The 12,179-nt window shown below is 71.9% G+C and carries 9 protein-coding genes, 1 tRNA gene and 1 other RNA gene; 2 read left to right on the forward strand and 9 right to left on the reverse strand.

What is annotated here, in order from left to right:
- Nucleotides 1-12 precede the first annotated feature (12 nt).
- The 7 genes from ACZ6O5_RS06970 to ffs form a co-directional block, all read right to left on the reverse strand.
- The gene (locus ACZ6O5_RS06970) at nucleotides 13-1,053 is read right to left on the reverse strand and encodes an ABC transporter permease (protein WP_465975002.1); all 1,041 of its coding nucleotides are present in this window, start codon (nucleotides 1,051-1,053) and stop codon (nucleotides 13-15) included.
- Nucleotides 1,050-2,057, reverse strand: a complete 1,008-nt coding sequence (locus ACZ6O5_RS06975) for an ABC transporter permease (protein ID WP_405091594.1) — start codon at nucleotides 2,055-2,057, stop codon at nucleotides 1,050-1,052. The genes ACZ6O5_RS06970 and ACZ6O5_RS06975 overlap by 4 nt, the downstream gene beginning before the upstream one ends.
- Nucleotides 2,058-2,161: 104 nt before the next feature.
- Entirely contained in the window at nucleotides 2,162-3,835 is a 1,674-nt protein-coding gene (locus ACZ6O5_RS06980; protein ID WP_431933554.1) for an ABC transporter substrate-binding protein, read from the reverse strand.
- A gap of 184 nt (nucleotides 3,836-4,019) precedes the next feature.
- Entirely contained in the window at nucleotides 4,020-4,613 is a 594-nt protein-coding gene (gene recR / locus ACZ6O5_RS06985; protein WP_358193838.1) for a recombination mediator RecR, read from the reverse strand.
- Between the two features lie 8 nt (nucleotides 4,614-4,621).
- Nucleotides 4,622-4,930, reverse strand: coding sequence for a YbaB/EbfC family nucleoid-associated protein (locus ACZ6O5_RS06990; RefSeq protein ID WP_217628661.1), 309 nt, complete (start codon nucleotides 4,928-4,930; stop codon nucleotides 4,622-4,624).
- Nucleotides 4,931-5,164: 234 nt separating this feature from the next.
- Nucleotides 5,165-7,693: a DNA polymerase III subunit gamma and tau gene (locus ACZ6O5_RS06995; RefSeq protein ID WP_465975005.1), complete on the reverse strand. Its 2,529-nt coding sequence runs from the start codon at nucleotides 7,691-7,693 to the stop codon at nucleotides 5,165-5,167.
- Between the two features lie 107 nt (nucleotides 7,694-7,800).
- Nucleotides 7,801-7,890: signal recognition particle sRNA small type (gene ffs, locus ACZ6O5_RS07000), an RNA gene on the reverse strand.
- An 81-nt stretch (nucleotides 7,891-7,971) separates the two neighbouring features.
- Here ffs and ACZ6O5_RS07005 point away from each other — a divergent pair.
- Both ACZ6O5_RS07005 and ACZ6O5_RS07010 read left to right on the forward strand, forming a co-directional pair.
- Nucleotides 7,972-8,056: transfer RNA gene (locus ACZ6O5_RS07005), tRNA-Ser, on the forward strand.
- 305 nt (nucleotides 8,057-8,361) lie between these two features.
- Complete coding sequence (locus tag ACZ6O5_RS07010) at nucleotides 8,362-10,125, forward strand: glycosyl hydrolase (protein ID WP_465975006.1); 1,764 nt, start codon at nucleotides 8,362-8,364, stop codon at nucleotides 10,123-10,125.
- A 63-nt stretch (nucleotides 10,126-10,188) separates the two neighbouring features.
- On the opposite strand, the gene ACZ6O5_RS07015 is transcribed toward ACZ6O5_RS07010, so the two are convergent.
- A complete protein-coding gene (locus ACZ6O5_RS07015; protein WP_465975007.1) occupies nucleotides 10,189-10,833 on the reverse strand; it encodes a LuxR C-terminal-related transcriptional regulator in 645 nt (214 codons plus the stop codon).
- 14 nt (nucleotides 10,834-10,847) lie between these two features.
- Nucleotides 10,848-12,173: a sensor histidine kinase gene (locus tag ACZ6O5_RS07020; RefSeq protein ID WP_465975066.1), complete on the reverse strand. Its 1,326-nt coding sequence runs from the start codon at nucleotides 12,171-12,173 to the stop codon at nucleotides 10,848-10,850.
- Between the last annotated feature and the right edge of the window lie 6 nt (nucleotides 12,174-12,179).

Here is a 12,179-nt window from a genome sequence, read left to right on the forward strand (position 1 = left end):
TCCACACCGCGCTCACCGCCGGCTCTTCGGGTCGATCGCCTCGCGCATGCCCTCGCCCAGCAGGGTGAAGCCGAGCGCGACCACGATGATCGCGGCGGCCGGGAAGTAGGCCAGCTCCGGGCGGACCTCGAAGTACCGCTGGCCGTCCACGCCGAGCATCAGCCCCCACTCGGCGCGGTTGATGTCGGGGTCACCGAGGCCGAGGAAGGAGAGCGACGCGGCCTCCAGGATCGCGGTGGAGAGCGTCAGTGTCGCCTGCACGATCACCGCGGTCATCGCGTTGGGCAGCATGTGCCGCAGCACGATCGCCCCGCGCCTGACGCCGAGCGCGCGGGCGGCCAGCACGTGGTCGCTCTCCCGCTGGGCGAGCATCGAACCGCGCAGCAGCCGGGCGAAGATCGGCACGTTCACGATGGCCACCGCGAGGATGACCGTCCACTGGCTGGACCGGCTGGCCAGGGCCACCAGGCTGATCGCCAGCAGCAGCGCCGGCAGGGCCAGCATCACGTCGGTGAAGCGCATCAGGATGTTGTCGACCCAGCCGCCGAACGCACCGGCGAGCGCGCCCACCAGCACGCCCAGGGCCAGCCCGATCAGCGTGGCGAGCACGCCGACGAACAGCGTCTGGCGGCTGCCGTGGATCATCCGGGACAGGAAGTCCCGGCCGAGCGGGTCGGAGCCGAGCGGGAAACCGCTGGTGGCGCCGGGGATGTTGTCGACGGTCAGGTTGCGGGTCAGCTCGTCGAAGCGCTGCGCCGGGTCGTGCGGGGCCAGCAGCGGGGCGAAGAGCGCGACCAACACGAACAGCGCCACGATCGCCGCGCCGACCATCGCGGTCGGGTTGCGGCGCAGCCGGCGGAGCGCGTCCCGGACCAGGCTCACCCCGCCCTTGTCGGCGGTGGCCTGGGCCAGTTGCTCCAGCCGGGCGCGCTTGCGCTCGCCGAGCCGGTCCAGGCCCCGGGGCAGGGTGCCCTCGGGCTTCTCGGTGACCGCCGACGGGTCCACGCTCTCGCGCGGCGAGCCCACGGTGGGCCGGGTGATCGGATCGCTCATCGCACACGCACCCTCGGGTCGATGAAGGCGTAGGAGAGGTCGACCAGGAGGTTGACCACCACGAAGACCAGCGCGGCCAGCAGGATCAGCGCCTGGAGCACCGGGTAGTCGCGACCGCCGCTGATCGAGTCGTAGATCAGTGTGCCGAGACCGCCCCAGTTGTAGACCCGCTCGGTGAGCACGGCCCCGGAGAGCAACGCGCCGGTCTGCAGACCGATGGTGGTGACCACCGGCAGCAACGCGTTGCGCAGGATGTGCCGGCCGCGGATGGTCTTGTGCCGCAGCCCCTTCGCCTCGGCGGTACGGACGAAGTCCTCGTTGAGGACGTCGAGCACGCTGGCCCGGGTGATCCGGACGACGACCGCGAGCGGGATGGTGGCCAGCGTGATCGCCGGCAGGATCAGGTGCCACAACGCGTCACTGGTGGCGTCGAACTCCCGGGTGAGCAGCCCGTCGAGCACGAAGAAGCCGGTGACGTCGGTGTTGTCCATCCCGGTGCTGATCCGGCCGGACGGCGGGAACAGGTGCATGTTCTGGGTGAACACGTCCTTGAGCAGGTAGCCCAGGAAGAAGATCGGGATCGAGATGCCGAGCAGGGTGCCGCCGATGCTCAGGTTGTCGAGCAGCCGGCCGCGGTGCCGGGCGGCGAGGTAGCCGAGCGGCACACCGAGCCCGATCGCGATGATCATGGCGGCGGCGGCCAGCTCGACGGTCGCCGGGAACGCGCGGCCGATCACCTCGGTGACCGGGTCGCCGCTCCGGATCGAGTTGCCGAAGTCGCCGGTCACCAGCCGCTGCATGAACTTGGCGTACTGCACCAGGATCGGCTGGTCGTAGCCGAGCGCCTTGACCAGCAGCGCGCGCCGCTCCGGCGTGGCCCGCTCACCGAGCAGCGCCTCGATCGGGCCGCCGGGCAGGTTCCGCAGCCAGACGAAGACCAGCGCGGACAGCCCTATCAGGGTCACCACCAGTTGCAACAGGCGGCGAACTATGACTCGCAACATCTCTCACACACCAGATTCTCGGTTGAACAGCGGGTCGGCCCGGGCCGGGAGCGAGAGCCCGGCCCGGGCCGATTCCGCGTGCGGCGTCAGCGGTGGATGCTGCCTCAGCCGACGCTGACGGTGTTGAACCGCTCGTCGGTCAGCGGGCTGGCGACGAGACCCTTGACGTCCTTGGTGACCACGATGGCCGGCGGGGCGTGCCAGACCGGCACGGCCGGCAGCCACTTGGTGGCGATGTCGCGGTTGACCTGCTCCCAGGCGGCCTTCTTGCCGGCCTCGTCGACCGTGGCGTCGGCCTTGGTGATGGCCTCGAACATCTCGGTCATGCCCTGGTCGCCGAACTCGACCTTGCCGCGGCCGAAGAACGTGCCGACGAAGTTGCCCGGGTCGTTGTAGTCACCGGTCCAGCCGAGCAGGTGCAGGTCGTGCTTGCCGAACTGCTGCACGTCGTCCTTGTAGCCACCGTTCCACGGCCGGGCCACCCCGTTGACCGTGATGCCCACGGCCTTCAGGTCGTTGGCCAGCACGGTGAAGATCTCCTGCGGGTTCGGCATGTACGGCCGGGACACGTCGGTGGGGTAGTAGAAGTTGAGCGTCAACTTCTCCGCGCCCGCCTCCTTGAGAAGCTGCTTGGCCTTCTCCGGGTTGTAGTCGTACTTCTGCACGTCCGGGGCGTAGCCGAGCACGGTGTCCGGCATGAACTGGTCGGCGACCTTGGTACCACCCGGGCCCTTGGTCTGGACGAGCTGCTGGCGGTTGAGCGCGTACGCGATCGCCTGCCGGACCCGCAGGTCCTTCAGCTTCGGGTTCTTCTGGTTGATGCCCAGGTAGAGGATGTTGAACGCGGGACGGTCGAGGACCTGGTAGCCCTCGCCGGACAGCGCCTTCCGGTCGGCCGGGGCCGGGAAGTCGATGCCCTGGACGGTGCCGGCGCGCAGCTCCTGCTTCCGGGTGTTCTCGTCCTTGATGATCTTGAGGACGAGCTTGTCGACCTTGGCCTTCTCGCCCCAGTAGTCGGCGTTGCGCTCCAGGGTGATCTCACCCTTGGTCTTGTCCCAGCCCGCGAACTTGAACGGACCGGTGCCCACCGGGTGCTCGTTGGCGAACGCGCTGTACTCGAACGAGTCGCCGTTCTGCTTCACCGTGTCGGCGTCGTACTTCTTCAGCGCCTCGGGGCTGGCGATGGAGAGCGCGGTCAGCGCGAAGGCACCGGGGAAGGCGCCCTTGTACTGGTTCATCGTGACGACGGCGGTGCCGTCGTCCTTCGCCTCGCACTTGTTGTAGACCGGCTGGCCCACGCCCTCGGCCTCGTTCTTGGCGAAGCCGCCGAACGTGTCCGAGTAGTAGATCATCTGCGACTGGGCGGCGGCGCCCTTCATGTTGAACCAGCGGTCGAAGTTGAAGCAGACCGCGGCGGCGTTGAAGTCGGTGCCGTCGTGGAACTTCACGCCCTTGCGGAGCTTGAAGGTCCAGACCTTGCCGTCCGGGTCGTGCTCCCAGCTCTCCGCCAGGGCACCCTGAAGCTCGGCGGTACCGGGCTTGTTCTGCACGAGGGTGTCGTACATCTGGCGGATCGGCCGGAACGACTCACCGTCGTCGTTGAAGATCGGGTCGAAGTTCTTCGGGTCCCCGGCACCGGCGAAGACGAAGGTGCCGCCGCTCTTGGCGCCGCTCCCACCCTCGTCGTCCCGGTCGCTCTTGGCGCACCCGGACGCACCGACCGCCAGGGCGGCCGCGGCCGCGAGGGCCACGGCCGTTTTCAGCCTGCTCGCCTGCATCTCTCACCTCTGTCATGCGCATGTATTCACGCCGAGCTGTGACTCAGTCCGTGAGCGGGAGGTTATGGCATGTCACACAGAAGAGGAACGGGCGAAGGGCAATCGCTATCAAGCCGACACCTTCCGAGGCCGCCTCACATCACGGCCCGGTGGCGGGCAGACCGCCCACCACCGGACCGGCGACTCAGACCGCCCGGCGCCCCTCGAAGGCGCGGCCCAGCGTGATCTCGTCGGCGTACTCCAGGTCGCCGCCGACCGGCAGACCGCTGGCCAGCCGGGTCACCGCGATCCCCATCGGCTTCACCATGAGCGCGAGATAGGTCGCCGTCGCCTCGCCCTCGGTGTTCGGGTCGGTGGCGAGGATCAGCTCGCGGACCTCACCGCCGCCCAGCCGGGTCATCAGCTCACGGATCCGCAGATTGTCCGGGCCGATGCCCTCCAGCGGATTGATCGCGCCGCCGAGCACGTGGTAGCGCCCGCGGAACTCGCCGGTCCGCTCGATCGCCACCACGTCCTTCGGCTCCTCGACCACGCAGAGCACCTCATCGGTACGCCGTGGATCGCGACAGATCCGGCACTGCTCGGACTCGGCCACGTTGTAACAGGTCGTGCAGAACCGGACCAGCTCCTTGACCTTGCGCAGCGCGCCGGCCAACCGGTTGACGTCGGCCGGATCGGCCGACAGGACGTGGAACGCGATCCGCTGGGCGCTCTTCGGGCCCACGCCCGGCAGCCGGCCCAACTCGTCGATCAGGTCCTGGATGGCGCCTTCATACATCTGTCGGCTCAGAACCCGGGCAGGCCGAGGCCGCCCATCCCGCCCGCGACCGGGCCCATCTTCTTCTCGGTCAGCTCCCGGGCCGCCTCGGCGGCGTTGTGCACGGCGGCGACGACCAGATCCTCCAGCGTCTCCACGTCCTCCGGATCGACCGCCTTCGGGTCGATCTTGATCGCCTTCAGCTCACCGGTGCCGGCGACGGTGGCGGTGACCAGACCACCACCGGCGGTGCCGGTCAGCTCCGCGTCGGCCAGCTCGGCCTGGGCGGCGGCGATCTGCTGCTGCATCTTCTGCGCCTGCTTCAGCATCTGCTGCATGTTCGGCTGTCCACCTGGGCGCACGGACCGCTCCTTCTCGCACTCGTCTGCTCGGCCGCCGATCAGCCTATCCGCTGGGACCGACCCCACCCCGTCCGGCGTGGCCGCCCACGCCGGGCCCTGACACCGCCAGCCCGGCCGTGCCGGGTGGCCGCCACCACGTCTGTTCGTCCGGGTGAAGCGATCGACGGCCGAACGCCTCCAGCCACCGGCCGGAGCCCGGGGCGGGTTGCCCTACCGGGCGTCCACCTCGTCGATCCGCTCGGCGCCGAACGCGTCGCGGAGCAGGCGTACCGCCTGTTCCTCACTGGACTCGCGCGCGGTGCGCTCGTCGATGACCTCGTCCAGCGGCTCGTCGCCCGGGTCGAAGCCCTCGAAGTTCGCCGGCGCGGCACCGCCGGACCGTTTTGCGCCGCCGCGCACCGGGCCGTCGAAGTCCGGGTCGTACGGCGGTTCACCGGCCCAGTCGGCCTCGGCCGTCTTCCGGCCCGCCTGCCCGGTACGCGGGCCGCGTCCCGCCGCAGCCGCCCGGGCTGCCGCGATCGCGCTGCTCACCGGCGGACCCGTGGACGCGGCGGGCTGCGCCGGTGACCCGGCCGGTCTCGGCGGAGCTGCTGCGGCGTGGGCGGCCGACGCGCTGGCCGGTGGAGCGGATGCCGACGCCCCGTCCGTGCTCGGCGCGCCACCCGGGCGGGCCGGCTCGGGCCACTCGTCCGCCTTCGCGGGCGCACCACCCGGTTCGGGCCGTTCTCCCGCGCCGGCGGTCGCGCCACCCGGGCGCGCCGGCTCGGGCCAGTCCTCCGCCGGGTCGACGGTGGGAGCGCCGCCGGCGGACCGCATCGCCCCGTTCCGGCCGTTCACACCATCACCCGCGCCGTTCGCCCGCCCCGACCCGCCGGGCGCGACACCGGCTCGACCCGCACCGTCGGCCCCACCGGCCGGGTGGGCACCACCCGGCTCCGGGCGGGCGGGCGGCTCCGGAGGCGGGGATGCCGGTCGGGCCGGCGCGGCGGGTCGGGACGGGCCACCGAGCGACGCGCCGCCCCGCTCGCCGGCCACCTCGCAGCGGATCTGCCAGCGACCGCCCAGCTCCTCGTAGAGCGCGTCGGTGAGCACGGCGGCGTGATCCGCCATCATCTTCGCCAGCACCGTCGACTTCACGGTCAGCACCAGCGTGTCACCGTCCAGGTCACGCACCACGGCGTCGCGCATCAGCGCGGCGATCCGCTTGTTGCTCCGGTTGACCTTGCCGACCACCTCCGGCCAGACCCGGCGCACCGCCACGGCGTCCAGCGCACCCGGACCCGCCGCGCCCGGACGGGGCGGCTCGGGCGTGGCCGGATCGGGCATCACCGCCGACGACGGCACCGGACGACGGGTCGGGGGGGCCGGCTCCCGGTCGGTAGGCAGCGGGGCGCCGGCACCCGCGGCCGAACCGGCCGGACCGGGAGCACCGGCGGGCCCGGTCGGGGCATCGGCAGCCGCCGGCGTGCCGGCGGTCGACGGCTGGACCGCGGCGGCAGCCGCGCCCGGGGCGGGAGCGGCTGGGCGTACCTCCTGGGTGGGGGTGGCCGGCGCGGACGGCGACGGCTCGGCGCCACCCAGCGTGAGCCGGCGTTCCATCCGCTCCAGACGCTGGAGCAGGCCACCGGACGAGTCGTCCGCGCCGGGCAGCAGCATCCGGGCGCAGATCAGCTCCAGCAGCAGCCGGGGCGCGGTGGTGCCGCGCATCTCCACCAGGCCGTTGTGCACGATGTCGGCGCAGCGGGACAGCGTGGCCGGACCGAGCCGGTGGGCCTGGGCGGCCATCCGCTCGATCTGGTCGGCCGGGCCGTCGATCAGGCCCTTGGCGGCGGCGTCCGGCACCTGCTGGAGCACGATCAGGTCGCGCAGCCGCTCCAGCAGGTCGGAGGCGAAGCGGCGCGGGTCGTGGCCGGCCTCGGCGACCCGGTCGACTGTCGCATAAGCCGCCGCGCCGTCCCCGGCGGCGAGCGCGTCGCACATCTCGTCGATCAGCGCGGAGTCGGTGACGCCGAGCAGCGCGGCGGCCCGCGCGTAGCTGACCCCCTCCGGGCCGGCACCGGCGATGAGCTGGTCGAGCACGGAGAGGCTGTCCCGCGCACTGCCGCCACCGGCGCGGACCACCAGCGGAAACACCGCCGGGTCGACCTTGACGCCCTCGGCCTCGCAGAGCTGCTCCAGGTAGGGCCGGAGCACGTTCGGCGGGAACAACCGGAACGGGTAGTGGTGGGTCCGCGACTTGATCGTGCCGAGGACCTTCTCCGGCTCGGTGGTGGCGAAGATGAACTTGACGTACTCCGGGGGCTCCTCGACCAGCTTGAGCAGGGCGTTGAAGCCGGCCGACGAGACCATGTGCGCCTCGTCGATGATGTAGATCTTGAAGCGGCTGCGGGCCGGCGCGAAGAACGCCTTCTCGCGCAGCTCCCGGGCGTCGTCCACGCCACCGTGGCTGGCCGCGTCGATCTCGATGACGTCGATCGACCCGGGGCCGTCGGGGGCCAGCCCGCGGCACGACTCGCACAGCCCGCACGGCTCCGGGGTGGGGCCCTGCTCACAGTTGAGCGAGCGCGCCAGGATCCGGGCGCTGGAGGTCTTGCCGCAGCCGCGGGGACCGGAGAAGAGGTACGCGTGGTTGAGCCGCCCGCTGCGCAGCGCCTGCGACAGCGGCTCGGTGACGTGCTCCTGACCGATGACCTCGGCAAACGTGCGGGGCCGGTACTTGCGGTAAAGGGCCAGTGCCACCCGTCCCGCCTCCTCTCGACCGAGCCATTCTGCGCCGGTCGGCCCCGGGTGACCACCCACCACCCCGTGACCCGACCCGCGGCGACGTTACCCGGCCCCGGAGACAGAAAGGCCTCCCGTGCACCCGGCAGAGCTCGCTTATCCTTGCTGCCTTCCGGCCCTGGGGAGGTTCACGAGGTACCGCCGCACGGGAGGTGACGCCAAGCCTACCCGAAGGCTTGTGGATCTTCCGGGAGGGTGGGGTGGCCCGCCGTCGCGAGACCTGTATCCTGGCTCGCGGAGGATTCGCCTAGAGGCCTAGGGCGCACGCTTGGAAAGCGTGTTGGGTTTACACCCTCACGAGTTCGAATCTCGTATCCTCCGCGCTCTCGTGAGCAGGGCCGGCCCCGCTGGGGCCGGCCCTGCTGCCGTCTCCGGCCCCTTCTCCCTCCCTCCCTCCCTGACCGACCACCGCCCCCGTGGCGGGTGGAGTGTCGATAACGGTTTCTTTACCGGTTCAGGGGGTTGATGTGCACATCAGCGGGTGGTGAGGGATTGACAAAGTTAACCGGTTAAGCCGACCATCGTGGATATCTTCGCCGGGGTCGGACGCCGGAAGGGCAACCGACGGTCCGACCCGTCCGGGCGGCGAGGGCTCCCCGCAACCATCACCCGTACGGGAGTTCCTCATGATCAAGCGCACCCGCACGCGGGCCTGCCTGGCCGGGGCGGCAGCAGCCGTCACCGCACTGGCCACCACGCTCGTCACCACACCCGCCGCCCATGCCGCCGCCGGCACCTGCTCGGTGACCTGGCAGGTCACCAACGACTGGGGCGGCGGCGCCACCACCAACGTCACGATCACCAATACCGGGGCCGCCGTGAACGGCTGGACGCTGGGCTGGGCGTTCCCCGGCAGCCAGGTGATCGGCGACATGTGGAACGCGACGAAGACGCAGTCCGGCGCGAACGCCACCGCCACCAACGTCTCCTACAACGCGAGCGTCCCGGCCGGCGGCACGGTGAGCTTCGGCTTCAACGTCACCTACACCGGGTCGAACCCGACCCCGACCGCGTTCACGCTCAACGGCGCGGCCTGCGGCGACACCACGCCGCCGAGCCCGAGCCCGACGGACAGCCCGAGCCCCACCGGCAGTCCGACCCCGACGCCGGATCCGACCGGCGTCCCCAGCGGCAACCTGGCGCTCAACCGGCCGGTCACCGCGTCGTCGACGGAGAGCCCGAACGCCGCCGCCCAGGCGGTGGACGGCAACGGGGGGACCCGCTGGTCCAGCCTCTACGCCGAACCGCAGTGGTTCCAGGTCGACCTGGGCGCCACGTACCCGATCAACACGGTGCGGTTGCGCTGGGAGGCCGCGTACGGCAAGGCGTACCAGATCCAGACCTCGACCGACGGCACCACCTGGACCCCGGTGTTCAGCACCACGACGGGCGACGGCGGCACCGACGACGTGACGCCGGCCGGGGCCAGCGGCCGGTACGTGCGGATGTCCGGCACCGCACGCGGCACCGCCTGGGGTTACTCGCTCTACGAGTTCGAGGTGTACGCGGTCAAACCGCCCACCCCGCCCGGCCCGGACTGCGGCCAGGCCCCGGCCGACCCGCAGGCGAACTCGAAGGCCCGCAACCTGATCTGCTACCTGCGCACGCACACCTATGTCAGCGGCCAGACCGACCTGCCGGACGCGGACAAGGTGCAGCAGTTGACCGGCCGCTACCCGGCGATCGTGGCGTTCGACTTCATGGAGTACACCCGGGGCAGCATCGAGACCCAGCAGGTCATCGACTGGGCCAGGGCGCGCAACGGCATCGTCGCGTTCCAGTGGCACTGGTACTGCCCGCGCGGCGGCAACTATTCCGCGCCCTGCGACTTCCAACCCGACCTGAGCAACCCGTCGTCGAAGCTCTACCAGGACATCGACCTGGTGGTGCGCGAGCTGAAGAAGATGGGCGACGCCGGCGTGCCGGTGCTGTTCCGCCCGCTGCACGAGGCGAACAACAACTACATGTGGTGGGCGAAGAAGGGCCAGGACGCCTACAAGCAGCTCTGGCGGCTGATCTACCAGCGGGCTCAGCTCGCCGGCGCGCACAACATCGTCTGGGTGTTCAACGGCATGGCCAGCGGCCAGGGCACCTCGCTGGCGTCCTGGTACCCGGGTGACGGCTACGTCGACCTGGTCACCTCGGACTACTTCCAGAGCGGCAGCGACTTCGCCACCACCAGGGCGGTCAGCGGCGCCAAGACCACCGGCGTGGCGGAGACGTTCAGCCCGCTCAACCCCAACACCGACCCGGCGTGGCCGTACTACGTGGTCTGGGCGTCGCGGGACTGGAACGGCAGCGGCAAGGACGTGGCCGGGCTGTGGCGCACCGCGATGGCCAACCCGAAGACCATCTCGATCGACCAGCTCCCCGACATGTCCGCGTGGTGACGACCTGATCGCCAGGGGGCCGGGCCCGTCGAGGGTCCGGCCCCTTCCGTCGTACGCCTGACGTCAGCCGCCGAGGTGGCGCAGCACGGCCAGGACCCGGCGGTTGTCGGTGTCCGACGCCGGCAGGCCGAGCTTCGCGAAGATGTTCGCCACGTGCTTCTCCACCACCCCGGGCGTGATCACCAGCGCCGCCGCGATGCCGCTGTTGGACCGTCCCTCGGCCATCAGCGACAGCACCTCGCGCTCCCGCGGGGTCAGCGACGCCACCCCGGCGGTGCCCTGCCCGGCCCGCATCAGGTGGCCGACCACCTCCGGGTCCAGCGCGGTGCCGCCGGACGCCACCCGGGTCAGCGCGTCCACGAAGTCGGCGACGTCGGCGACGCGGTCCTTGAGCAGGTAGCCGACGCCGGCCGGCCGGGCGGCGAGCAGGCGGGTCGCGTAGCGGGTCTCCACGTACTGGGAGAAGACCAGCACGCCGACGCCGGGATGGTCGCGCCGGAGGTCGATCGCGGCGCGCAGCCCCTCGTCGGTGTGCGTCGGCGGCATCCGGATGTCGACGACTGCCACGTCCGGCACGGAGGCGGCGACCGCGGAGCGCAGCGCGTCCGCGTCGGCCACCGCGGCGCACACCTCGAAGCCCCGGTCGGCGAGCAGCCGGACCAGCCCCTCACGCATCATCGCGGCGTCCTCCGCGATCACCACCCGCATACTGTTGCCTCCGTTCACGCGTGCGTGGGCAGGTCGATCTCGACCCGGGTGGGCCCCCCGGCCGGGCTGTGCACGCGCATCCTCCCGTCCACGACGCCGACGCGCCGGGCCAGCCCGGCCAGGCCCGGGCCGTCCGGGTCCGCTCCGCCTGTCCCGTCGTCGTCGACGGTCAGCGTCAGACGCTCCCCGGAGCCCGCGACGCCGAGGCCGATCCGGGTCGCCCGGCTGTGCTTGGCGGCGTTGGCGAGCAGCTCGGCGGCGCAGAAGTAGGCGATGGTCTCGATCGCGGGCGCCGGACGCTCGGGCAGGTCGACGTGCACCGCGACCGGGACGGCGCTGCTCGTGGCGAGCGTCGCCAGCGCGTCGCCGAGACCGTTGTCGAGGATCGGCGGGTGGATGCCGCGCACCAGGTCGCGCAGGTCGGCGAGGGCGTCCTTCGCCCCCCGGTGGGCGAGCGCGACCAGTTCACGGGCCTGCCCGAGGTCGGGTGGCGGGCCGTCGGCCCCGAGTTTCTCGGTGGCCATGCCGAGGTTCATCGCGAGCGTGGCCAGCCGGATCTGCGCGCCGTCGTGCAGGTCTCGTTCCAGCCGGCGCATCATGGTGGCCGCGTCGTCGATCGCCCGGGCGCGGCTGGCCTGGAGTTCGCGTACCCGTTGGGCGAGCCGGCGCGGGCCGAGCAGCCGCCGCATCGCGGCCACGTCCGCCGTTGTGCCGGCCCGCATCAGCCACGGCGCGACGAGCAGCATGGCCAGGCCGGCGGCGGCGATGAGGAACGTGCCGGCGTACGTCCGCGCGCCGACGAGGCCGAACGGGGTCACCGCCCACACCGGACCGAGGCGGGTGCCGGGCGGGTGGTTGCGGAACAGCGGCCACCAGAGCGGGTAGCTCAGGTTGACCGGGCCGAGCAGGTAGCAGAACAGGCCGTAGCCCTGGGGGATGGCCAGCGGCACCTTGAGCAGGCCGTATCCGACGGCACGCCAGCCCGGCCCGTCGGCGACCAGGGCGCCGATCCGGTTCGAGGCCCGCGGTGGCGGGGCCGCCACGTGTACGCCGAGCAGCCGGCCGGCGATCCGGCGGTGCACCGCGCCGGTGGCGCGCCCGGCCGGCGCGGCCAGCACGACCAGGAGCGCGACGGTGAGTGGCAACAGCACCAGGAAGATCGGTGCGACGGCCGGCGCGGGCTGCCGGGACATGCCTCCGGTGGCCCGGAGGACGAGCGCGCCCAGCGCCGGTACGAGCGCCGGCACCGCCAGGATCGCGATCGCGCTGACCACCCCGACCAGGCAGAAGACCGCCCGGCGCAGGGTCGGCGCGGTGAACGGGGCGCGCAGCGCGGTCACCGGCCC

The sequence above is a fragment of the Micromonospora sp. NPDC049201 genome (assembly GCF_055586805.1).